The sequence below is a fragment of the Aquimarina rubra genome (assembly GCF_042684305.1).
GTDB classification, from domain to species: Bacteria; Bacteroidota; Bacteroidia; order Flavobacteriales; family Flavobacteriaceae; genus Aquimarina; species Aquimarina rubra.
On the sequence record NZ_JBHULE010000019.1, the window covers coordinates 1358288 to 1383380 of the forward strand.

Annotated in this window: 15 protein-coding genes; 5 read left to right on the forward strand and 10 right to left on the reverse strand. The window is 36.9% G+C overall.

Features of this window, described 5'->3' with window-relative positions; all coding sequences use genetic code 11:
• The first annotated feature begins 24 nt into the window (after positions 1-24).
• The 4 genes from ACFSR1_RS14565 to ACFSR1_RS14580 all read left to right on the forward strand — a co-directional run bounded on the left by ACFSR1_RS14565 (position 25) and on the right by ACFSR1_RS14580 (position 14211).
• On the forward strand, positions 25-4101 hold the full coding sequence (locus tag ACFSR1_RS14565; RefSeq protein ID WP_378293703.1) for an Ig-like domain-containing protein: 4077 nt from the start codon (positions 25-27) through the stop codon (positions 4099-4101).
• Positions 4102-4791: 690 nt separating this feature from the next.
• On the forward strand, positions 4792-9672 hold the full coding sequence (locus ACFSR1_RS14570) for a carbohydrate-binding protein (protein WP_378293705.1): 4881 nt from the start codon (positions 4792-4794) through the stop codon (positions 9670-9672).
• A 205-nt stretch (positions 9673-9877) separates the two neighbouring features.
• Complete coding sequence (locus ACFSR1_RS14575; RefSeq protein ID WP_378293707.1) at positions 9878-13111, forward strand: G8 domain-containing protein; 3234 nt, start codon at positions 9878-9880, stop codon at positions 13109-13111.
• Positions 13112-13305: 194 nt separating this feature from the next.
• Positions 13306-14211 (forward strand): polysaccharide lyase family 7 protein, encoded by a 906-nt coding sequence (locus ACFSR1_RS14580; RefSeq protein ID WP_378293709.1) that lies wholly within the window; start codon positions 13306-13308, stop codon positions 14209-14211.
• A gap of 91 nt (positions 14212-14302) precedes the next feature.
• Here the strand turns inward: ACFSR1_RS14580 and ACFSR1_RS14585 are convergent, their stop codons facing one another.
• From ACFSR1_RS14585 to ACFSR1_RS14630, 10 genes are read right to left on the reverse strand one after another with little or no spacing between them, the layout of a single operon-like run.
• Positions 14303-15598, reverse strand: coding sequence for a TRAP transporter large permease (locus ACFSR1_RS14585; protein WP_378293711.1), 1296 nt, complete (start codon positions 15596-15598; stop codon positions 14303-14305).
• Between the two features lie 11 nt (positions 15599-15609).
• On the reverse strand, positions 15610-16071 hold the full coding sequence (locus ACFSR1_RS14590; protein ID WP_378293713.1) for a TRAP transporter small permease: 462 nt from the start codon (positions 16069-16071) through the stop codon (positions 15610-15612).
• On the reverse strand, positions 16068-17048 hold the full coding sequence (locus ACFSR1_RS14595; RefSeq protein ID WP_378293714.1) for a TRAP transporter substrate-binding protein: 981 nt from the start codon (positions 17046-17048) through the stop codon (positions 16068-16070). Before ACFSR1_RS14595 ends, ACFSR1_RS14590 begins: the two co-directional genes overlap by 4 nt.
• On the reverse strand, positions 17045-17716 hold the full coding sequence (eda, locus tag ACFSR1_RS14600) for a bifunctional 4-hydroxy-2-oxoglutarate aldolase/2-dehydro-3-deoxy-phosphogluconate aldolase (RefSeq protein WP_378293716.1): 672 nt from the start codon (positions 17714-17716) through the stop codon (positions 17045-17047). The genes ACFSR1_RS14595 and eda overlap by 4 nt, the downstream gene beginning before the upstream one ends.
• The gene (locus ACFSR1_RS14605; protein ID WP_378293718.1) at positions 17717-18712 is read right to left on the reverse strand and encodes a PfkB family carbohydrate kinase; all 996 of its coding nucleotides are present in this window, start codon (positions 18710-18712) and stop codon (positions 17717-17719) included.
• Position 18713: 1 nt separating this feature from the next.
• Entirely contained in the window at positions 18714-19958 is a 1245-nt protein-coding gene (locus ACFSR1_RS14610) for a DUF4861 domain-containing protein (RefSeq protein ID WP_378293719.1), read from the reverse strand.
• Positions 19958-20752, reverse strand: a complete 795-nt coding sequence (locus ACFSR1_RS14615; RefSeq protein WP_378293721.1) for a gluconate 5-dehydrogenase — start codon at positions 20750-20752, stop codon at positions 19958-19960. The genes ACFSR1_RS14610 and ACFSR1_RS14615 overlap by 1 nt, the downstream gene beginning before the upstream one ends.
• An 8-nt stretch (positions 20753-20760) precedes the next feature.
• Positions 20761-21600: a 5-dehydro-4-deoxy-D-glucuronate isomerase gene (gene kduI / locus ACFSR1_RS14620; RefSeq protein WP_378293722.1), complete on the reverse strand. Its 840-nt coding sequence runs from the start codon at positions 21598-21600 to the stop codon at positions 20761-20763.
• Positions 21601-21619: 19 nt separating this feature from the next.
• Positions 21620-22804, reverse strand: a complete 1185-nt coding sequence (gene uxuA, locus ACFSR1_RS14625) for a mannonate dehydratase (protein WP_378293724.1) — start codon at positions 22802-22804, stop codon at positions 21620-21622.
• Between the two features lie 10 nt (positions 22805-22814).
• Positions 22815-23645, reverse strand: a complete 831-nt coding sequence (locus tag ACFSR1_RS14630; protein WP_378293726.1) for an SDR family oxidoreductase — start codon at positions 23643-23645, stop codon at positions 22815-22817.
• Between the two features lie 319 nt (positions 23646-23964).
• Between ACFSR1_RS14630 and ACFSR1_RS14635 the strand changes: the two genes are divergently transcribed.
• Positions 23965-25089: a T9SS type A sorting domain-containing protein gene (locus ACFSR1_RS14635; protein WP_378293728.1), complete on the forward strand. Its 1125-nt coding sequence runs from the start codon at positions 23965-23967 to the stop codon at positions 25087-25089.
• Positions 25090-25093 lie beyond the last annotated feature (4 nt).

The window sequence follows — 25093 nt, forward strand, 5'->3', positions numbered from 1 at the left end:
TAACCATTTATATCACACACAATTATGAAAAATCAATTCAAATACACAAACGGAATGAAAGCGTTCCTTGTGTTCAATCTATTAGTCTTCTGGTCCTGTTTTACTGGTCTTGCAGGAGAAAAATTAAATGGAGAAACCGATATTTTTAAAACTGAATTATATTTTAATAACTTCGTTAACAATAGTCCTTCTGTATCCATAACGGGAATTAATAATTCCTATTCTGTAGGAGCTAATATTAGTGTCAATATTAATGCAAATGATTCTGATGGAACTGTTACCCAACACCAGGTTTTTGTTAACGGAACCTTAGTAGATACTGATGGGGCAAATTACACACCTCATCAAATATCAAACGTGCAAGCAGGAAATTACACTGTCAAAGTAATAGTAACTGATAATGATGGTGCAACAGATGAAGATACTAAAAGTTTTACAGTAAACGGTTCTGGGGGTGGCGGAGATAATTGCGATGTTGCCTATGAAGAGAAAAACGGGTTGGTTATCATTGAAGCAGAAAATCTATCTGCTTCGGGGAATTGGCAAAAAAAGAGTGCGATTTCCGGCTTTACAGGAAGTGGTTACCTAGAGTGGACAGGCCCCGATCATTTTAATGACCCTGGTAACGGAGTAATTAACACAAAGATTAAGATCAATACCGCAGGACGATATGAGTTTCTTTGGAGATCAAAAGTTGGCGAAGGAGATAGTCCAACTGAAGCAAATGACACTTGGTTAAAATTCCCAGACGCTAGTGAATTTTATGGGCAAAAAGGTAGTGAAAGGGTATACCCCAAAGGATCTGGTCAAACTCCTAACCCTGAAGGAGCAAGTGGTGAAGGATATCTTAAGGTATATTCTACAGGAACTACAAATTGGACCTGGGCCACAAAAACAAGTGATAACGATCCTCACGATATCTTTGTAGAGTTTGATACACCGGGTGTCTATACAATGTTAATATCGGGTCGATCAAAACATCATATTGTAGATAGAGTTACACTAAATCGTACAAGCGCGAATGCTACAAACTTGTCTCTACAAGAAACCACCTGTGATGGAGATGGTGGTGGAGGTAATAACGGCAGTGCTTCGATCACAGGCGAACTGAGAAAATGGCATAATATCACATTAACATTTGATGGACCTAATACTTCGGAAACTGCCGGAGATAATCCTTTTTTAAATTATAGGTTGAATGTGACCTTTACCCATCAAAGTGGTTCCCCGTCTTACGTGGTTCCTGGTTATTATGCGGCAGATGGAAATGCAGCGCAAACCTCTGCATCAAGTGGAAACAAATGGAGGGCTCATTTTGCTCCTGATAAAACCGGTACCTGGAATTATAGTGTTTCTTTCAGAAAAGGTAGTAACGTAGCCGTTAATGATGGAACGAATGCGGGAACCGCTGCCGGGTTTATGAATGGTGAAACGGGTTCATTCAATGTAAGTACATCGAATAAATCAGGTAGAGATTTTAGAGCAAAAGGTCGCCTGCAGTATGTTGGAGAACATTATTTGCGTTTTGCAGAAACTGGAGAGTATATGATCAAACAAGGACCTGATTCTCCAGAGAATTTATTTGCATATGATGATTTTGATAATACACCCAATGCAGGCAATAGAAGAAAAAACTTTAATCCTCACAAAAATGATTGGAACAGTGGAGACCCAACCTGGAAAAGTGGTAAAGGTAAAGGGTTGATTGGAGCAGTAAATTATATTGCTAGCGAAGGGTTAAATTCGATGTCTTTTCTCACGATGAATATTAATGGAGATGATAAAAACGTTTATCCATATATCTCAGACAATCAAAGAACACGAATGGATGTTTCCAAAATGGCACAATGGGCAATCGTGATCGAGCATATGCAGAATAATGGAATTTTTGCACATTTCAAAACACAAGAAACCGAAAATGAAACATTATTAGATAACGGAAATACAGGAACACAACGTAAATTATATTATCGCGAACTGATAGCAAGATTTGGCCATAATCTGGCGCTAAACTGGAACTTAGGAGAAGAAAATGGTGGTGGACCACAATCTGTGGATCAATCACCTGCACAGGAAAGAGCCATGGCAGAATATTTTTACAAAAATGATCCATATCGTCATCACGTAGTGATCCATAAGCATCCAAATGATTTTCCTGATTACCTTACCGGTAACCAATCGAGACTTACTGGTTTCTCACTGCAAACTAATAAATCCGATTTCACCAATGTTTTCAGTAGAGTAAAAGAAGGAATCGATAAATCCAGAAATTCCGGTAAAAAATGGGCAATTGCCTGTGATGAACCCGGTGATGCACAGCATGCAATACGACCAGATAATAATGCTGCAAATTCTCACACAGACGGAAGAAAAAATGCACTATGGGCAACCCTACTTGCTGGCGGATGGGGTAACGAATGGTATTTTGGATATCAGAATGCACATTCGGATTTATCACTACAGGATTTTAGAAGTCGTGATAAGTGGTGGGATTATGGTCGTCATGCAATTCGATTCTTTGATCTTATAGACCTTCCATTAACCCAAATGAGAAATAACAACTCGCTATCATCGAATAATAATGATTATTGCTATGCAAAACAAGGTGAAGCTTATGTAATATATCTTAAAAATGGGGGATCAACAAATCTGAATCTTAATGGTCAAAGTGGTGCGTATACCGTAAAGTGGTATGATCCTCGTAATGGTGGTAACTTGAAAAATGGTTCTGTAACCAGTGTAAATGGTGGAGGAAATAGGTCTTTAGGAAACGCTCCTAGTAATGGAGGTCAGGATTGGGTAATTGTGATTACTAAAAATGGATCTAATCCAACTGAAAATACACCTCCAACAGTATCATTGACTAATCCCTCCCAAAATAACCAAGAGTACACACTTGGAGAAACCATTTCCTTAAGTGCTAATGCATCAGATGCTGAGGGAAGTATTGAAAAAGTGAACTTTAAAATTAATGGATCATTTTTTAAGCAGGACCAAACTGCGCCTTATGGAGTATCTTGGACACCAACAGTTGCAGGAACGTATACGGTTGGAGCTAGAGCTTTTGAAGATGGACAGGAAGGGCTTTCTACAGAAGTATCCAGAACCGTAATCATTAAGGAAGAAACTGGCAATCAATCACCACAAGTCTCATTCGCTAATCCTTCCGGTAATCTAATGGTGAATGAAGGATATGATCTTACAGTAGTTGTAAATGCCAGTGATGTAGATGGAACTATAGAAAACGTAAAACTGTATATCGATAATGCTTTAGTGCGTCAGGAAAATTTTGCACCATACGAATGGGGACACGATACCTCGCCTAATCCACAAGAGGTTAATGGGTTAGCTGTCGGAGTGCATACGTTTAAAGCGGTTGCAACAGATAACGAGGGTGCTACTAAACAGACAACTTTTACGTTAACAGTTAAGAGTCAGGATACTGGTGGAGGTAATAATTGTGGTTTCGGAACGCCTGCAAACACAGGATTGGTTGCGATGGATAAGGTAGAGTATAATAATGTACACGTTTTGGGAAATGACGGACCTAAATTAGGGAACTTCAGGAAGTTTACCATTAATTGGGCTCCGCAGTACAATGGCTTATATCAATTCGCAATCAATACTAATAACGGATCTCCTTCCTGGTATGTTGATTTTAGTGATACAATGACCTTCCAGTTACAGAATGCGCAACCAGAAGTTACACTAAACAATACTGGTTTTGAAGGTTTAGACGGATCGTATTGGGTAGCAAGAGATGGCGATAACTTAGTGTTGGTTTCTAAAACAAAAGATTTCACTATTTACTTTAGTAATTCTGCATCTGCACCAAATTGTAATCGCCAGAGACCGGAAAACGATTTGCTACAAATCAAAGCATTTCCAAATCCGGTTTTACAATCGTCATTGACAATCTCCGGAATGTCTTCAGAATTGAAAACATTGCAAATAGTAAGTATTGACGGTCGCATAGTAAAAGAGATAAGTACCAAAAATGAATCAGAAACTTTAGAGGTTTCAGAGCTACCATCCGGATCTTATATTTTATTAATAAAATCAGTAAGATTTAAGGAATCTTTACTATTTGTAAAGAAGTAGAATTCACATAATACAGACCAGGATGTCTTAATAAATTAATTAAGTATCCTGGTTTTAAAATTTCAATAAATAACAATGGTAGATATAAAAGAAGTTTTTAATTGTTTCTGATAATACTATATTATCCAATTGCAAAATTTTGTGAGAATAGATTTTAAAATAATCTATAAAAAATCTTAAAAAATATATTTTAAAATATTGATTATCATATAATTATATATATTATTCATTAATTCAATATGTGCAAAATCAATAATTTCGTTAATATTGCTAAGTCATATTTTAAGAAGATCCAGACATTTCTTTAATATGAATTTTTACAATGTACTAAACAAATAATATTGGGATATATGTATAGCTTTATGATATAACATATGATAGTATTTGTTTTAAAAATGTTGTGCAAAAAAGGTAAATGATCATATTCGTTTACTACATTAAAAATATTTCTTCCCTTAGTCTTTAATGTTTAAAAAGCAACTATTGTGTTTGCGCTTTTTGGCGATTTTCATCGTCATAAAGATGTTTTATGCTGAATTTAAATATTAAAATATGATTTTAAAAAAGGACTAAAATAGGCTGCAAAGCTTTCCAGTATGGTATAATCTCAAGATATAAACAGTCTTTAAGACAGCTATGGAGATTATACTCTTTTACAAACCTAGTATTCAAACCAAATCGAACTCAATTATGAAAAAACTAACAAAACTCAACAAGTCAAATTATCGGGAACGACTTAAGTATTTAGTCACTCTGGTTTTAACTGTATTTCTCTTATTTTCTGCTAATGATCTCTTTGCATTAGACAGAAAGAAAACAAAACCTATTGTAACATCATCTTATGATTGTGTTCCTCCTACAAGTTTAGCTACTATAAGACCCACAAGATCAGGCCAATGGAATAGTCCATCCCTTTGGCCAAATGGTACATTACCTACGGCAAATGATGATGTGATCATTCCTCAAGGTATCGATCTTATCATGCTCGGTACGTGTCGAGCACGTGATATTCGTGTAGAAGGAAAACTTAGTGCTGTTAATTGGCAGCCGGAAGGCGCTTGGATCGAGCTGAGGGCAAGAAGCATTGTAGTCACCAATGGAGGACTGATGGAAATCGGCACAGAAAATCAGCCTTATGTTGCTGACAAAGGACCTGGTGGCGTAAGATGCCAAATCACACTTACGGGAAGCAAAATTGCCAATGCTCCTTCTTCTCGAAAAGGAATTATGGTAATGGGCGGTGGCCGTCTCGAAATGCACGGAAAGAAAAAGATGAGCTGGACAAATCTATCCCAGACCGCCAATGCAGGAAGTAGACAAATTACATTAAAAGAAGCAGTGAATTGGGAAGTGGGTGATTTTATAGCATTGACCGCAACCGGATTAGCGACTAATAATGGAAAACAATGGGAACAAGTTGACCAAGTAGAAATTCAGTCTATTAGTGGAGATAGAAGAACTATTACTTTGACAAGCCCTTTGCAATACACCCATATCGGAGGTTCTAAATCCTTTACAAGAGCTCGTGACGGAAAGACCTGGACTGCTAATATACAAGGAGAAGTAGGTTTATTATCTCACTATATTAAAATTCAGGGAGATGAAAATGACAACAACCGTGGTTATGGTGGTCATATGATGATGATGAAAAATTCTACCGCACACGTAGAAAATATTGAATTGTTCAAAATGGGACAAAAATCTATTCAAGGGCGTTACCCTTTTCATTGGCACTTAAATGAGGATAAAGCCCAAGGAAGTTATTTAAGAAATACAAGTATTCATAAATCTTTTAATCGTGCAGTAACCATTCATGGAACTGATTATATTACTGTGGATGGTGTTTTTGCATATGATCATATTGGCCACGGTATATTTCTGGAAGATGGTGGTGAACGTTTTAATTCGATAAAGAATAACGTAATGGCCGTAACAAGACGACCAAGAGCAGGAGAAGAATTAACACCTTCTGATAATCAGTTTAATGCTCCACAAAATAGAACACCGGCCTCTTATTGGATCACAAATCCAAATAATTATTTCGAAAATAATGTAGCAGCAGGGACTGAAGGAACTGGTTTTTGGTTCGCTTTTCCAGAATCACCTTTATTTGTATCAGGCGATATACCTTATTATCAAGGTATCAATCCTCATCGTGAACCATTAGGGAGATTTGAAGGTTTTGTAGCGCATACATGTATGACAGGATGGGATGTTTTTGACCGTTTGAACCCGGATCATTCTATTAAAGCAAATTGGGGTTGGGATGTTAATGGTAGACAACTCATTAAAGGAGGTTTGTTTTACGGAAATGACCAGGCATTGTATTGTGGTTTAGGAGTAGGAGGAAAAAATGAGAACACTGTATTCTACGACTGTGTATTTAGTGATAATAAAACAGTGACTATGTTAGCGGGAGATCTTACGATCGAGAATAGTGTTTTTAACACAGACTCGGATCTAGGCGTTTTTAATGGAGTACGCGAATTTTTTAGGTTTTATGACGGGCCAGGTAGACACATAAATTGTCATTTTGAAGGATGGAACCGTTCTAATTCGGAAATGATCAAACAAATTACTGGTGGTGGTGCAACAGAGAATTTTAATCCTACATTCCGTGGAACAACCAAAGGTTTTTCTGAACCTTTTCCGTTTAGATTTTTTCCTTTACCTAATACAGATGCTACACGTGCAAGAAAAATAGGGCAGTTCTTTAAGGACTATGATGGAGGATTGACCGGTAAAGCACATACCACAATAATCAGAGATATTCCGTTTTTGACAGATGGTCACGAGTACAGGCATTCTTCATGGAGAAATGCAGCTCGTTCAGATTATTATTTTGCAGGATTGTGGTTTGCCGGGATTAACTCTAGCGGGGTTCGTTTATCTATAGTTCGTTCTAAGCCCGGAACCGAGGACGTTTGTTTTTATGAATCCGGAAGCAGCTCATCCGGAACCTATAAGTTTCCAATGATTGTAAACGAAGGCTTTATGTATACATATTATATGGATAGAGCTCCTTCTAACAAAAGCATACATCTAATCTGGAATCGAGGAGATGCGGGAGATATGGGATATGCACGCTTCAAAGGTCTAGGTAAACTGGGTAATTTCAGAGCAAGAGGACATAATTTTAACCTGCCAAGAGTAAACTCTGTAGCAGCCGTAGAAAATGCGACAGATAACGCATATTTTATTGCCGGTAACGGAGATGTATATGTAAAATTCAGAGCTATTGGCGGTGATGACAGGGTAAATATATTCTTCAATTGGGACAATAATGGAAGCTTTCAACCTTCGGCACTTCCTTGTACCAGCAATGATCTCGAAGGAGAAACCGCTGCAGACAATGATGGTGACGGGAGACCGGATATTGTTGAAACCGAAACTTGTGGAAATCCTAACAACGCATCTGATTTAAATTTTGGTTTCAACCGAAGCTCAGAAAACTTTCAACGTTTCAACACTGCGGCAGCAAACACAAGTAGTGAGGAATATTGGTTAATCAGAGCAGATAATTCTAATGATCCTTATATCGTAAGAAATAGCTTGAAATTTCAAGGTAGCCAAGTACCTCAATTAAGAATAAGAGCAAGGTCTGAAGCTGCTGGAGCATTTCAGTTATTCTGGACAACTACAGATCAACCTGGTTTCTCGGCAAGCAGGTCAGTGACTGTAACGCCAGCTGCTACCAATGTTTTTGAAGAGATGGTATTCGATATGAGCAATCTTAATACGTGGATGGGTAAAACGATTACACAAATTCGTCTCGATTTTCCTCCAGATCCTAATGCAAATAAGCATACATTCATTGATTATATTCACGGTCCTAATGCATCAGATGTTCCTTGTGATAATACACCAAAAATTGCTTTTACCAGTCCCACAAACACACAGCTCGAAGCAGGTGATGATTTGGGTGTAGAAGTGGGGGTAATCAGTGGAAGCGTTGCAAACATTAGATTATATATCAATGATACTTTTGTAAGACAAGAAGGAGGAGCCCCGTATGAGTGGGGTACCGAAAACGTAAATCAAGAAGATGCTGCACTGTTGAACCTATCACCGGGAACCTATACCTTAAAAGCAGTTGCTACATCTCCTAATGGAACAAGTACCACAGAGACGATGACTATTAATGTGCGTGATCTGAGCTGTAATGTGGTGCCATATACAAACATCAACAATGCAGGATGGCAATCTGTAGATGTAGCTAATGTAAATGAAGGAGATACAGTTTGGTTTGGGCCTCAATCTCAGGAATTCGGACCAACTACTAACGGATGGTTCTGGACAGGTCCTAATAATTTTACTCACAATGATAGAGGATTGTTGTTATCCAACCTACAAGTAAATCAGGCAGGTGTCTATACGGTTACCAATACAGATGCTAATGGATGTACGGCTTCTAAAACATTTACTTTGAATATTCAGAGTGTCGGAAACAGTATTGCTATTCCGGGTAATTTTGAAGCAGAAGATTATACTGCAATATCAGGAACGGTTCGTACGGAAAACACACCCGGAGGAGGAGAAAACCTTGGTTTTATTCAGAATGGGAATTATTCAGAATATGAGATTGATGTTGCAGATTCAGGTTCCTATGAAGTGACTGTGTTTGCTTCCAGTAATACTGCTGGTGGAACAGTTGAGATTTATACAAATAATGCATTAAAAGGTTCTATACAAATTGCCGGAAACAATAACTGGCATTCTTACCAACAATACACTGGTACAGTTTCTTTATCTGCAGGAAACCAAACATTAAGATTGGCCTATACAGGTGGAGGCGGCTATTTATTCAATGTAGATAGGGTTGAGGTAACTAAACCTGCGCTTGTTGAAAGTACAACAACACTTTCTGCTATCCACGATGCATATTTAGATAACAATACGAGATACAACAATGCGATGGTAAGATTAGAAAGTGGAAGACGTACTGCATATTTAATGTTCGATATATCTAATATCAATGGCGAGATAAAAGACGCTACTTTAGAGTTTGAAGTATTTGGAGATGCCGGAAACGGAGAAGTAATTGTTAAGGAAGGAACACATAATGGTTGGACCGAGACTAATCTCTCTATCCAAAACAGACCTGCCGGAAAAGCACAGGCTATAGGTTCTGTAATAGGAGTGTTTGCCATAGGTTCCAAAGTACGAATACCTTTAGATGTAGCTAAGGCATCTGGCAATAGACTGAGCCTTATTCTGGAAATGACCGGAGGAAATGACTTTGCATTTGGTTCTAAAGAAAATCAAACAACCGGTGCTGCTAAATTGATTGTAAATCATCTAGGAACCAAAGATCCTAATAAGGAGTTTGAAACTCCGGTTTTATATCCAAATCCGGTAAGAAATGTATTATATATTTCTAATGCTAATTATAAAAAAGTGATCAAGGTATACGACCTTCTTGGAGCAGAAAAGATAAATATGCTTTTAGACGAAGACAATAACGAAGTTGATTTTAGTGCGTTGTCTAAAGGAGTCTACATGGTTAGAATTATTGATCACGAAAACCGACGAGTAGATCCAATGATTTATAAAATAGTAAAGTCTAATTAATAAGAACATAAAAAACTGCCGTAAAAGTAGTACAAATAGCTAAGCTGGGTTTATCAAAGAATTTTGTATAAATCAAAGGTGTCTTTGATAAACTCAGATTTGGTTCTTTAAGTACAATTTGAATGCACTTAAGTGTATTTCTTAAAATTTCAAATATCGAAAAGCAAGTATTCATACAAAAACTTTTAACCCCAAACCTATAATTATGAAAAAACGAGTAAGCAATAGTAATAATAGAGTCATCAAAGATCATAGATATTTGATAAGTCTTTTTTTAATCGTATTACTTTTATCTTCAGGAAGTAAACTTTTTGCTACAGAAGTTAATCCATCACCAAAAATCACTGCTTCCTACGATTGTATTCCGCCGACCAGTTTGGCAACCATCCAGCCGATTCAATCGGGTTTATGGTCTGAAACATCAACGTGGCCTAATGGCAATTTACCAACGGCAAATGACGATGTTATAATTCCACAAGGAATTGATCTAATTATGGTAGGCACTTGTAGGGCAAAAAGTATCACGGTAAATGGAAAACTGAGCGCAGTGAATGATCAACCTCAGGGTGCTTGGATTGATCTGGAAACCGAGAGTATCGTGGTAGGCAATGGTGGATTTATGGAAATCGGAACCGAGAGCCAACCTTATCACGCCGATAAAGGACCTGAAGGCATACGATGTCAAATCACACTTACCGGAAATAAAATTAATAATGCCCCCGCATCTCACAAAGCTATTATGGTGATGGGCGGAGGTCGATTAGAACTGCACGGTAAGAAACGAATGAGTTGGACAAACCTTTCTGCTACTGCTAACGCAGGGGCTAGTCAAATCTCCCTTAAAGAAGCCGTAGATTGGGAAATAGGAGATAAAATTGCATTGACAGCAACAGGTTTGGCTACCAACAGTGGAAAAGCCTGGAACGATGTGGATGAAGTAGAAATTACTGCCATAAGTGATAATGGGAGAATTCTTACATTAGCTTCTCCTTTACAGTTCAAACATATTGGGGGATCAAAATCCTATACAAGACCTCGAGATGGGAAAACCTGGATAGCAAATATTGAGGGAGAAGTAGGTTTATTATCGCACTATATCAAAATTCAGGGTGATATGAGTGGTACTAATGAGGCTGACGGTTTTGGAGGACATATTATGTTAATGAAAAACTCTACCGCTCACGCAGAAAATATAGAGTTATTTAAAATGGGTCAGAAAGCAATTTTAGGAAGATACCCATTCCACTGGCACTTAAATGAAGATAAGGCTCAAGGTAGCTATCTAAGAAACAGTAGTGTCCATAAGTCTTTTAATCGTGCAGTAACTATCCACGGTACTGATTATGTAACGGTGGATGGAGTATTTGCCTATGACCATATTGGGCATGGGATCTTTTTAGAGGACGGCGCAGAACGTTTTAATACCATTAAAAATAATGTGGTATTTGTAACCAGACGACCAAAACCCGGTGAAGAATTAACACCTTCTGATAATTCGGATAATGCTCCTCAAAATAGGACACCAGCCTCCTATTGGATCACGAATCCAAACAATTATTTTGAAAATAATGTGGCAGCAGGAACAGAGGGAACAGGTTTTTGGTTTGCGTTTCCAGAAGCTCCATTGTTTGCCTCAGGAGATCTGCCATATTATCAGGGTTTAAATCCCAGCAAAGAACCATTAGGAAGTTTTGAAGGTTTTGTGGCACATACTTGTATGAATGGTTGGGATGTGTTCGACCGTTTAAATCCTGATCACTCGATAAAAAAGAATTTTGGTTGGGATGTAGGCGCCCCACAAAATATCAGTAAAGGAATGTTTTATGGAAATGACCAAGCCATATACTGCGGCTTGGGTGTTGGAGGGACTAATGAATACACGGTTTTTAATGACTGTGTTTTTAGTGATAATAAAACAATTACGATGCTGGCAGGAGATCTTACGATCGAGAATAGTCTTTTTAATGCACATACGGATCTTGGGGTTTTCAGTGGAGTACGTGAATTTTTTAGATTTTATGACGGACCAGGTAGGCACATAGATTGCCATTTTGAAGGATGGGATCGTTCAAATTCAGAAATGATAAAACAGATTACAGGAGGAGGAGCTACAGAAAACTTTAATCCTAGTTTTACGGGTACTACCAAAGGTTTCTCGGAGCCATTCCCATTTAGGTTTTTTCCGTTACCCAATAATGACGACACAAGAGCGAGAAAGGTGGGGCAGTTTTTTAAGGATTATGACGGAGGGCTAACTGGTAAAGCTAATACGACTATAATTCGGGATATTGCATTTCTAAGAGATGGACATGAGTATAGACACCCTTCCTGGAGAAATGCAGCACGATCGGATTATTTCTTTGCGGGATTATGGTTGCATCGAATCAACAATACGCAAACTCCCATATCAGTGGTTCGATCAAAACCGGGAACTGAGGATGCCTGTTTTTATGAGTCAGGAAACAACGCTTCGGGTACCTATAAATTCCCATTGATTGTAAACCAGGACTTTTTGTATACTTTTCATTTTGGGAAGGCTCCAGAGAATAAAAGTATCCATCTTATATGGAATAGAGGAGAAGTTGGGGATTTGACATTGACTCGCTTTAAGGACTTTGGTAAACTTGGAAATTTTAGAGTTAACGGAGCAACCCGGCTAAACTCTATAACGGCGGTGGAAAATGCAACAGACAACGCATATTTCATTGCAGGAAATGGTGATGTTTACTTAATGTTGAGAAACAGAGGTGGAGATAGTAGAACTAATGTTTTCTTTGATTGGGACAATAATGGAAGCTTTCAGCCTCAAGCTTTGCCCTGCACAACCAATGATTTGGATCCTATCGGTGGTAGTAATAATATTCCTCCAGATGTTAGTTTTCAGGTTCCTGGCAATACAGAATATGAAGAAGGAGATGATTTAGGAGTTGTTGTGGATGCATCCGATAGTGATGGAAATGTGGCAAATGTGAAACTCTACGTTGATAATGTGATGGTAAGACAAGAAAATGCTGCTCCATACGAATGGGGTGCAGCAAACCCGGGTCAAAATGATGCAGCATTATTAAACCTTGCAGTTGGAACTTATGAATTAAAGGCCGAAGCTACTGATAATCTTGGTGCTGTTACCACTCGAACTATGATGATTACCGTAGCAGAAAGCACCTTGTCTATTGATGATATTGAAGAGCAGGATGCTGTATCCATTTACCCTAATCCAGTTCGAAATTCTCTATTTGTATCAGGAAATAATATTTCTGGTAAGATGATTAAAATATATGATCTTCTGGGTGCTGTTAGAATTAGTAAATTATTGAATGATAATGAAAATGAAATTGATTTTAGCAGATTGTCTAATGGAATTTATATGGTTAAAGTAATCAATAAGGAAAACAGACGTATAAGTCCCAAAGTTTTTAAAATTGTTAAAACCAATTAGAGCACAATACATAAAACAACCTCAAGACAAAATTTTCTTGAGGTTGTTAAACATAAACCTATTTGCTATAAAAACATTTCTAATATTACCGATATCATACAAATAAGGGGTTTTAATTGTACGTCATTCATTTTCAGTATATTAATTTTGATTATTTAATAATAACTTAAGAACAATAACATAAATCATAACTTATGAAACGTTCTTACCAAATTATTTGTAATCGAACTAAAAAGCCTTTTATTTTAGTTCTGTCAACGATCTTAATGATTTCTTGTGTAAATGATGATCTACAAATCATTGCAGAAGATACAGAAACACACACCGAATCCATCTCTAAAGCAGCAGACAGTCCATATGATAAGTTGGAATTATCCGATTCTGATTGGAAAATCCAACTCCCGATTGAAAAAAATCCTAAATCATGTAGCGGAAAAACCTATAATTATGGAGTGCTTAATGTTTCTAATTCCAGCTTGCAAAACGGATATAGTCATAGCACTTATTTTGATGTATATGATCAGTACAGTGTAGAATTTGTTACTCCCGGAAAAGGTCCGACTACTTCCTGCGGAACAAGAGGACCTCGAACAGAGTTGCGCCAAAACACTGAATGGAATACCAATGGTAATAATACCAGAACTTTGAAATTGAAACTTCGTATTACTCAGTTTTCAGATTCCGGGCAATTAGGTTTTGCCCAAATTCATACAGGTAGTGATGACCTAATGTTATTGTATGCACAACGTATAAGTACCTCTAGTAACCAATTCTACTTAAAAATGAGAGGAGATGCCGTAAAAAGAGGCGCAGACAGATTAAATAGTGATGGTTTTCTAACTAATAGCAGCGGAAGTCGTTTAAAGTTCAATATGAATACGGCTTATGAATTTAAAATTCAATCAGGAAACAATAGGATAAAAGTACAGACAAAAAATAGTAGTGGTAACTTTTATACCTTATACAATGATCCAACACTCGAAGATTCTTCTACAGCTCATTTTAAGTCCGGAATTTATATTTTGAATAATACTAGTGGATCGGGTCAAAAGGATGGTACGGCCAAGGTTAGATTTTATACCGTCGATTACGATAACTAATATTTAATCTAAAAGTTTTAATTAAAAAAATATCATCAAGGTTTTCGGAATACTATTTCGGAAGCCTTTTTTGTGGCTTAGTTAATCATTATTATAAATCAAACATCCTTGGCAACCATAAACTAAGTTCCGGGATATAGGTAATTAAAACCAACACCAGAATCATAATTAAAAACAAAGGCATTAAAGGTCGGATCACTTTTTGAATACTTAATTCAGCTACACTACATCCCACAAAAAGCACAGAACCTACCGGAGGAGTGCATAATCCAATACAAAGATTTAAAATCATCACAATACCAAAATGAATAGGATTCATACCTAAATCCGTAACTATCGGTAAAAATATAGGAGTAAAGATCAGTATCGCCGGAGTCATATCCATGAAAACACCAACGAATAGTAAAATCAGATTGATAAGAATCAAGATTACTATTGGATTTTCGCTAACAGAAAGTAAGGCATTGCTAATTTCTTGCGGAATATTTTCATAAGACATTACCCAAGACATGGCGATAGAGGTAGCGATCAGTAATAATACAATTGATGAGGTTTTTACCGTTTCAATAAGAATAGGGCTAATACTTTTTAATGATATTTCTTTGTATACCATTGCCAAAACAAAAGTGTAAATCACAGCAATCGCAGAAGCTTCTGTAGCGGTGAAAATCCCTGCTACGATACCTCCAATAACTACCACTAGCAAAAGTAAGCTAGGTAATGCATCTAAAAACCTTTTGAAAAACACTTTGAAGCTGACCAATTTTTCTGTAGGATACTTTTTAATAACAGAGTAAATCCCAGCGACTAACATTAAAGCGAGTCCGATGAGGATACCTGGCATATACCCTGCGACAAACAAAGCGGCAATAGAAACACCACCACTGGCTAGAGAATAGATAATTAAAACGTTGCTTGGCGGAATCAATAATCCTGTGGTAGAACTTGTGATATTAACCGCAGCACTAAAAGACTTGTCGTACCCTTCTTTTTCCATCATCGGATTCATAAATCCTCCAATCGCTGAGGCCGCAGCAACTGCAGAACCAGATATAGCACCAAAAAGCATACAAGCAAATATATTTACAAAAGCTAGACCACCCGGTAAAGGTCCGACAATGGCTTTGGCGAAATTGATAAGCCGCACCGCGATCCCTCCTCTGTTCATAATCTGACCCGCCAGAATAAAAAAGGGAATCGCTGAAAGCGTAAAACTATCTAAAGAAGTAGCCATTCGTTGAGCCAATGTAGTTACCGAGGGTAAAAAAGGCATAGCCACCATTAAGGTAAACAATCCTGAAAGTCCGATTGCATAAGCAACAGGAACACGGATGGAAAGTAATACCAGAAAGCTGAGAGTGAGGATTAAAACTTCAGTATAGTTCATAAAGTATATTTTTAAAATCTCTTTTTTCGAAGTAAAGTTTCTAAAGAATAGTAGCAGATCAATAAACCACTAATAGGAATCACCAAATAAATGAAACCTAAAGGAATCTCCAGTGTAGCAGATTTTTGCTGAAACACAAAAGTTAGCCAGCACAATCTTGCACCACCAATCACCATAACTAAAAAACCAAAAATTAATATGGATCCGTGAACAATACCATCATAAAGTTTTTGTCTGTTTGCCACGATATGAGAGGGTATGAGGTCTATAGCAAGATGTAAGCGTTTACCGGTTGCATACGCTGCTCCTAAAAGTCCTAACCAGATTAAAGAAAAGCTCGAAATTTCGTCAGTAATAGTACTGGGCGATTTTAATAAAAACCTTGAAAATACTTGCCATATCACACTTAATAACATCAAAGAGAATATGAATATCAGTGCTTTTTCTAAAAATGTATCGATTGCCTTCCTCATTGATTCGTGTTTTTAATGTTCTTAATGAGTGCTAACATTTCAGGCTGCTCCTGAAACATCGTTTGGATGCTTTCTGTTTGTTTTTCAAATAAAACTTTATCCGGTGTTATAATTTCAACTCCAGATGCTGTTATTGCATCCAGAGACTCTTTTTCAGAATCTGCCCATAATCTACGTTGCTCAATAGTAGATTCTCTGGCAGCCTCTTTTAGCCAGATTTGTTCTTGTTTGGATAATCTTTCCCAGGTATCCAAACCAATTAGTAGAACATCCGGTACAGAAGTGTGCTGATCCAAGCTGAAATACTTACAGATTTCATAATGCTTAGAGGTATAAAAACTAGGAAGATTATTCTCTGCACCATCTACAACACCTTGCTGTAATGCAGTATACAGTTCTCCCCAAGAGATTGGAGTAGGAGAACCTCCTAGAGAGTTTACCATCGCTACTGCCATATTACTTTTTTGGACTCTTATTTTGAGGCCATTCAAGTCTTCCGGAGTTTTAATAGGTTTTTCTTTAGTATAAAAACTTCGACTTCCCGCATCATAAAAGGTGAGACCTCTTAATCGATACTTATCGCCCTTAGTAAGCATCTCATCTCCAATAGTGCCATCAAACACCTGAAATGCGTGCTGCCTGTCTCTGAATAAATAAGGAATACTGAAAACTTTGTACTCTGTAATAAAATTTTCTAATACTGCAGCTGAAACCTTGGTAATATCTAGGCTTCCTATTTGTAGTAATTCCAGGCATTCGCGTTCAGCACCTAATTGACCACTTGGATATAATTTTACTTTTAGAGTGCCATTAGATTTTTTTTCTAGTTTTTTACCCAAAATTACCATTGCTTTATGCACTGGGTGTTTGGTGTCCAACGTATGTGCGAGTCTAAGTATTTTGGTTTCCTTTTTTGTAGCACAAGACCCTATTAAAAATAATCCTGTCAATAATAATATTAGTTTTTTGAGCCTCATGGATTATTTGTTTTTATTTTTTGAACATGTTGTAGTGCTTCTTTGATGTCATCAGTTAGCTTATAAAACTTTCCATTTTTCACATCATCTTTGTTAAAAAGCTGTGATCCTATTCCAACACAACTCACGCCTGCATCAAACCAAAGTTTCAGATTTTCCAAACTGGGTTTTACGCCACCTGTTGGCATTATTTTTAACTGTGGTAATACTGTTTTAATTGCTTTGATAAAATCCGGTCCAAGAACATTACCAGGAAATGCTTTGATAAGTTGCGCACCTAGTTGATGAGCGGTATATACTTCTGTAATGGTAGCACATCCAGGTATCCATACGATTTTTTTTTCGTTGCAGAAATCAGCTATTTCAGGAATCAAAGCTGGAGAAACGATGAAATCTGCGCCAGCATCCAGAAATTGCATGGCTTGCGTTTTAGTAAAAATTGTACCGATTCCAAGAGTCAAATCATCGTATTTAGATGCATATTTGTGTAATTCAGTAAATACAGCTAATGCTTTTTCATCTCTATCGGTGAATTCAAATACTCTAACACCTGCCTTATAGGAAGCGTCTAATACTTCCTTTGCTATGCTAATATCTTGATGGTTAAAAACAGGTATCAATCCCGTAGATTCCATCGCATTTATGATATATTGATTTGTATATTTCATTTATCGTAATAATCGTCCTATATCATTTCCTTTTAGTAACTGTTCTACTTCTTCTAAAGAAACTAAATTTGCATCTCCGGGAATTCCATGTTTCAAAACAGAGGAAGCTACTGCAAATTCTAAGGCACCTTGATCACCTTTATGTAGTATTCCATAAATTAATCCAGCCATAAAAGCATCTCCACCACCAATGCGATCTACAATATTTTCCATATCGTACGATTTGGATACGTGTAGGGATTCATTTTTATAGAGTACTGCGGATAATTTGTTATGAGACGCAGAAATAATTTTTCTTTGCGTGGTGGAAAAAGTGTGTGCGGTAGGGAATTTCTGTTGTACTTTTCGACATCCTTCCTCGTAGCTATTGGCTCTAATATCCAAACAGTTTTCGAAATCCGTCAATCCTCCTACGATTACGTTACTTTTGCTAATAAGATCTGGCATAATTTCTAAAGGAGATTTTCCGTACTGCCAGAGATTTCTTCTATAGTTAATATCACCGCTTACGGTAATTCCTAATTTTTGAGCGGCGGTTAACGCATCCAGACATATCTGAGAAGCTGAAGCTGAGATAGCGGGAGTAATTCCGGTCCAATGAAACCAATCTGCGTTTTCCAGAATTTCATCCCAATTAAATGCTGTAGGATCTAATTTCGAGAATGCTGAGTCAAAACGATCATAAATAATCTTCGAAGATCTTTGCATCACTCCGTTTTCGAGAAAATATAGCCCCATTCTACCATCACTGAACTTTATATAATCTGTATTTACGCCATACTTTCGTAAATAATTAAACGCTGCCTTTCCTATGGTATGATCTGGAAATGCCGTAATATTAGCAGTAGAAACATTCCATTTTGCTAAAGAGATTGCAACATTAGCTTCTGCTCCACCGAAATGTACAGCATAGCTATCCGATTGCTCGAAACGCTCATTAGATGCTGTGGTAAGACGCATTAATACTTCGCCTAAAGTGACAACTCTTTTCTTCATTTTACTGTATCAATATTGGATTTGATAGTCTTTTAATCTTGTCGGCAATCATTTTTTCAAACCCGTTATACGTTTTAAACTGTTGATCAGATTGCTCCCAACCGGAAAGGAAATAAAAGGTGGTTGGTTCTTTATTTGAAGCATTCATAACTGTGTAATACGTTTGTACGATATCTGCTTTTTCCTTTGGAGCTTCATCGTGAGTTATAAATTCTTTTGTTGGAACAACAATTGCCATCCCTAGTGAATCATTATTCTCTGATTGCTGACCAAAGGAGTCTAGGCAATAATAGTTTTTCAGTGCTTTTGAATGAGATTCATTGGGTTTTAGGTTTACGATACCACTCACCAATTTCATTTGATCTGTTATGCCTTTAAAAAAGACTTTACTTTGGTATCCCCATTGCCCTTTCCATATCGTTACCCTATGAGTTATATCAACGTTTTGTTCTCCAATTTTCGAGTTTTTATAGATCATTTCAAAAATGGATCGTATCGGTCCTTCGGTAATGACTTTAAATTCTGCTTGATCTTTTCCGGTGATTCGGATAAGAGAATCATTATGTTTTATGGCTAAAGATCCGGCACCCAGGGAGTTTCCAACTTTGAGAATATCCATACCCCAATCATCTAATTCGTGATAATTTCCATCTCCCAGACCAACCCTGTCTAGAACTAGTTCTGAAGTAGTTTTTCCAAAAATGTCTATACCATTGCGAGGATCAAAATAAAATCTAAATCCAACTTTATCGTTCTCCCACGCAGGACCTTCCATTTGATAAAAAATACTATCATTTGCTCTTGGATCTCCTGTACGTTTTTGCTCTAAAACTTCTTTTACATTGGTTTTGTTGGTTCCGATTCCGAATCTAATATTTGTTCTTGGAGTGAAGGAAGGAATACTTTCTTTAGTGATAGTAGTTAATTCTAAATCGATTGTTTGATTTGGTGTAAAGTCAAGAGCTAAGCTAAGTTCATCCCAAATACCATCTTTTTCTAAATCATCTAATTGAAATGGGATTGTTTTTCCTGTAGAATCTTTGAATGCAGGAATGCTATTCTCGGGAATACTATCTAATATTGATAGTATTTTATCTCTGGATAGCACAACACTTTCATCGATTCTTTTATTGTCTAAAGTATTCTTAAAACTAACATACTTTGGTTCGATAGTATGCTTTTCGGCTTTTTTACAGCTTGAAACAATCAGGATTAATACGGAGATAATAATAAATAAATGTTTCATTACTTTTCATTTGCAGGTTTACCAATGGTAGCTAGGATACCACCATCAACATAAAGAATATGACCGTTTACAAAATCACTTGCTTTTGACGCTAAAAAGATAGCTGTGCCAGCCAAGTCATTGGGATCTCCCCACTTTGCAGCGGGTGTGCGATTGATGATAAACTCATTAAATGGATGTCCATCCACTCTGATGGGAGCTGTTTGTTCTGTTGCAAAATATCCAGGACCAATACCATTGACTTGTATATTGTGTTTTGCCCATTCAGTTGCCATATTCTGAGTAAGCATTTTTAATCCACCTTTGGCGGCGGCGTACGCTCCAACGGTATTGCGGCCCAGCTCACTCATCATAGAACAAATGTTGATAATCTTTCCAGATTTTCGATCAATCATTCCTTTTACCACATGTTTGGAAACTATAAAAGGGCTCACCAGATCGACATCAATCACTTGTTTGAAATCGGCTACTTCCATTTCTTCTAGAGGAACACGTTTTATGATTCCGGCATTATTGATTAAGATATCGATGGTTCCAATTTCATTTTCAATTTGCTGTACAGCTTGTATTACTTCGTTTTCATTGGTCACGTCGAATTTATAACCTTTAGCGTGTATTCCTAAATTGTTATAAGTTTCTAAAGCGAGATCGATTTTTTCTTGAGAAGAATTACCATTTACAATGATGGTAGCTCCAGCAAGTCCCAATCCTTTTGCCATAGCCATTCCTAAACCGTGCGTTGCACCTGTTATTAATGCATTTTTACCTTTTAAATTAAATAGAGCTAATGACATAGGTTTATTTATTTAAGAGCAGTTATTTCGCATTTGTCCATATCTCCATAATCCAAATTCTCTCCTGCCATTCCCCAGATAAAGGTATAATTAGAAGTTCCTGAGCCAGCATGAATAGACCAAGGTGGAGAAATGACCGCTTGCTCGTTTTGCATCCAAATATGTCTGGTTTCGTGAGTTTGCCCCATAAAGTGACAAACAGACTGATCTTTTGGTACCTCAAAATAGAAATATACCTCCATTCTTCTGTCGTGAGAATGAGCAGGCATTGTGTTCCAAACACTTCCCTTTTTCAATTCTGTCATTCCCATTTGTAACTGGCAAGTATCTACGATGCCACCAACAATCAATTGTAATACTGTTCTGTGATTAGACGTTTCTAAAGAACCTAACTCTATTTTGTTAGCTTTTTCTTTGGTTACTTTAACTGTTGGATAACTATGGTGCGCCGGAGCGGAGTTGATATAAAATTTTGCCGGATCAGATGGGCTCTGGCTTTTAAATAAAATATCTTTATTTCCTTTTCCTACGTATAAGGCTTCTTTATATTCCAGATCATAAGAAGTTCCGTCTACGACAACTTCTCCTTTTCCACCAACGTTAATGATTCCAAGCTCTCTTCGTTCTAAAAAGTACTCTGCTTTTAGAGGATCAATCGGCTCTAGCTTTAAAGTATCTTTTGGTACTGCAGATCCCGCAATGTACCTGTCGTAATGAGAATACGTCAGATTGATTTGTCCCGGTTGCATAAGGTTTTCTATTAAAAATTCATCTCTTAGTTCTGTTGTATCCATCGCTTTGACGGCTTTTGGATGGGAAGCATATCTGGATTCGTAAGCAGTAGCCATAATTATATATTTTAATTTTTTATTGTAGTGATTTTCTAATTCCCAGCTCGAGACCTCTTAGCTCGGCTAAACCTCTTAGTCTTCCAATTCCGGAGTAACCGGGATTTGTTTTCTTATGTTGATCATCTAACATTTTGTGACCATGATCCGGTCGCATAGGAATATTTAAGTCAGAACGGCCAGTTTTTTGTCTTTTGTTTTGTTCGTTGATTAAAGCTTTCATCACTTCATACATATCCACATCACCTTCTAGATGATTGGCTTCATAAAAGTTGCCATTCTCGTCTCTTGTCGTACTTCTTAGATGGATGAAATGTATGCGATTTCCAAGCCGCTTTACCATTGCAGGCAAATCATTATCTGCTCGTAATCCAAAAGACCCTGTGCAAAAAGTAAGGCCATTATTAGGAGAATCTACAGCCTTATATAAATCGAGAATATCCTGTTCTGTACTAACGACTCTAGGCAAACCTAGAATTGGATAAGGAGGATCATCGGGATGGATACACATGCGCACTCCCGATTCTTCTGCAACAGGAATAACCTCTCTTAAAAATGAATATAAATTCTCTTTTAATTGTTGAGGTCCAATATCTTTATAAGTGTCTAAAATTGCATTAAAGTCTTTTAAAGAATAACCTTCTTCTGCACCAGGCAAACCTGCGATAATATTATTCACCAACAGTTTCTTTTGGTTTTCAGACATTTGTTTTTCTAAAGTTTTTGCTGCTTTTATTTGAGTATCCGTATATTCTTTTTCTGCATCTGGTCTTTTTAGTAGCAACAAATCAAAAACAGAAAATTCTGTAGCATCAAAACGCAAGGCTGTAGATCCGTCAGAGACTTCATATTCCAAATTAGTTCTGGTCCAGTCTAGAACAGGCATGAAATTATAGCAGATGATATTGATTTTACAAGCACTTAAGTTTTGGATAGTGGTTTTGTAATTTTCAGTATACGCTTGATAATTACCAGACTTGGTTTTGATATTCTCGTGTATGGGTACACTTTCTACAACGGACCATCTAAGCCCGGAAGCTTCTATAACATTCTTTCTTTTTAATATTTCCTCTATGGTCCAAACTTCTCCATTAGGAATATGGTGTAATGCTGACACAATACCCTTTGCTCCAGCTTGTTTTATATCTGATAATGAGACCGGATCGTTGGGTCCGTACCATCGCCATGTTTGTTCTAAATTCATATTTTATTAATTAAACACCACTAAATGCACTAAAACCTCCATCAATTGGTACTACGATACCAGTTACGAATTTGGAACCTTCTCCGCATAACCATTCTGTCGTTCCGATAAGATCTTCGGGCTCACCGTATCTACCCATTGGAGTGTGTTCTATGATTGTTTTGCCTCGTTGTGTTGGATTTCCTTCGGAATCCGTTAAGAGAGATCTGTTTTGATCTGTTAGAAAAAACCCGGGCGCTAATGCGTTCACTCTAATACCTACTTTAGCAAAATGAACAGCAAGCCACTGTGTAAAGTTGGATATAGCTGCTTTTGCACCACTATAGGCTGGGATTTTAGTTAAAGGTGTAAAAGCATTCATGGATGAGATATTAAGAATACAACACCCTTCTTTTCCGACCATATCCTGAGCAAAAACCTGCGTAGGTAATAAGGTGCCTATAAAATTAAGATTAAAAACAAACTGAATTCCGTCTGAATCTAAATCGAAGAAGGTTTTAAAGTCGTTATCTTTATTTTCAAGATCTTCTAACAACAAATGAGTATTGGATGTAGTTCCTTTAGGATGATTACCTCCAGCACCATTGATTAATATATCACAGCTTCCCAGTTCGGAGTTAATTTCGGTTCGTGCTTTTAATAAAGATTCTTTTTTAAGAACGTTTGCGCTAACTCCGATTGCAATTCCTCCCTGTTGATTAATTTCTTCTGCCACCTTTTCTGCAGCATCTTTTCTTAAATCCAAAATGGCAAGTTTTGCCCCTTTTTTAGCTAAGGCTAGTGCCATTGTTTTACCCAAAACTCCACCTCCGCCGGTTAGTACTACTACTTTGTTATTCATATGAAAAAGAGAAAAATATTCAACTATCTCAAATTTGAAGCTTTTACGACAATTACAAATGAATTTATGAAAAAGGATCATACAGAAAGTAGTACAAAAAAGTACAACAATCTGATTGTTAGTTTTTTACGAAATTAACGTACAAATCTGTATTTTTCTTAAAAGTTTGATTATCTAATGGTTTTTAAATCAGAAATATATTAATACAGTACTTTTTGAGAGTTTTTTCTGTAATTTGAACAATTGACACCCTTAAACCGAACTAGCACAAGAGTAAGTTTTAATAGTTTTGAAGGAACGTATTTCAAAATTTATAATTATGATTGATAATGCACCCCTAAGAATCTTTTTGCTAAGCTTACTTTTAATTTTATCAACAAATAGTTATGCTCAAGATGTAGTTACTCTTTTAGAGGCTGATGGTCCTGGTGATACCTATCAACTTATTGAAGATGCTTACAGTGGCACACCATATGAAGTTCCGGATTGTGATCACAACCCGAGAATCGATCATATTACAGAAGTATTTGATACCGATCTGAACAAAAATGTATTTCAATTTGATATCCATACAGATGTCGATACCGATAGATGTCGTATCAATATTGATAGACAGCGAAATGAAATTAAAACATATGATCCGTCTCCTAATAAATTGAAAGCAGTCAAAGGAGAATTAGTTGTTTATAACTGGAAGTTTAAGCTAGATGCTGATTTTCTTCCGACCAACAGATTTACTCATATTTTTCAGATCAAAGCAAAGGGAGGTAGTGATGACTCTAATCCCGTACTCACGATTTCTCCTTATAGGTCAAGTTCTTCCCCGCTCCGAAAGTTAAGAGTGAGATATAGCCAAGGCGATAATCCACCATCGGGACCGGAGTACGTAACGGTGAGAGAAATTGAACTCGCTCCATTTTTAGGCAATTGGGTAGAAGCTACTTGTGAGGTATATGTAAACGAAGACAGTACAACGATACCGTCTGATGAAATACCCGGATTCATAAAATTAACATTAAAGGATGTAACATCCGGTACAGAACTGTTGAACTATGAAGATTTGGATATTGATATGTTGAGAGAAGGAACTGGCGTATTTTTACGTCCTAAATGGGGAATATATCGAAGCATTGAATCTTCATTACCCTTGAGAGATGAAACGGTATACTTCGCAGATTTTACCATTATAGAAAAAGATCAATCTCTTAGTGTGGGAGAGTTTGATGAAAACGATTTTACTTTCTACCCTAATCCTGTTTCGGATAAGATATTTCTTAAAAATGAGAATCCCGAGGTAACATTTGATCTTTATGATCTTAAAGGAAAACTATTAGCTTCCAATAATGATAAAGAAATTGATGTTAGCCATTTGAATACAGGTATATATATCCTAAAAACCTCTAGCTCCTCTAATACATCTATTTATAAGATTGTAAAACAATAAATAG

Excerpts from the sequence above, each read along its gene's own strand:
- ACFSR1_RS14605 (WP_378293718.1), bottom strand. The coding sequence starts at position 18,712 with ATGAAGAAAAGAGTTGTCACTTTAGGCGAAGTATTAATGCGTCTTACC.
- uxuA (WP_378293724.1), bottom strand. The coding sequence starts at position 22,804 with ATGAATTTAGAACAAACATGGCGATGGTACGGACCCAACGATCCGGTC.
- ACFSR1_RS14635 (WP_378293728.1), top strand. The coding sequence starts at position 23,965 with ATGATTGATAATGCACCCCTAAGAATCTTTTTGCTAAGCTTACTTTTA.
- ACFSR1_RS14610 (WP_378293719.1), bottom strand. The coding sequence starts at position 19,958 with ATGAAACATTTATTTATTATTATCTCCGTATTAATCCTGATTGTTTCA.
- ACFSR1_RS14590 (WP_378293713.1), bottom strand. The coding sequence starts at position 16,071 with ATGAGGAAGGCAATCGATACATTTTTAGAAAAAGCACTGATATTCATA.
- ACFSR1_RS14580 (WP_378293709.1), top strand. The coding sequence starts at position 13,306 with ATGAAACGTTCTTACCAAATTATTTGTAATCGAACTAAAAAGCCTTTT.
- ACFSR1_RS14570 (WP_378293705.1), top strand. The coding sequence starts at position 4,792 with ATGAAAAAACTAACAAAACTCAACAAGTCAAATTATCGGGAACGACTT.
- kduI (WP_378293722.1), bottom strand. The coding sequence starts at position 21,600 with ATGGCTACTGCTTACGAATCCAGATATGCTTCCCATCCAAAAGCCGTC.
- ACFSR1_RS14615 (WP_378293721.1), bottom strand. The coding sequence starts at position 20,752 with ATGTCATTAGCTCTATTTAATTTAAAAGGTAAAAATGCATTAATAACA.
- ACFSR1_RS14575 (WP_378293707.1), top strand. The coding sequence starts at position 9,878 with ATGAAAAAACGAGTAAGCAATAGTAATAATAGAGTCATCAAAGATCAT.
- ACFSR1_RS14585 (WP_378293711.1), bottom strand. The coding sequence starts at position 15,598 with ATGAACTATACTGAAGTTTTAATCCTCACTCTCAGCTTTCTGGTATTA.
- ACFSR1_RS14595 (WP_378293714.1), bottom strand. The coding sequence starts at position 17,048 with ATGAGGCTCAAAAAACTAATATTATTATTGACAGGATTATTTTTAATA.
- eda (WP_378293716.1), bottom strand. The coding sequence starts at position 17,716 with ATGAAATATACAAATCAATATATCATAAATGCGATGGAATCTACGGGA.
- ACFSR1_RS14565 (WP_378293703.1), top strand. The coding sequence starts at position 25 with ATGAAAAATCAATTCAAATACACAAACGGAATGAAAGCGTTCCTTGTG.
- ACFSR1_RS14630 (WP_378293726.1), bottom strand. The coding sequence starts at position 23,645 with ATGAATAACAAAGTAGTAGTACTAACCGGCGGAGGTGGAGTTTTGGGT.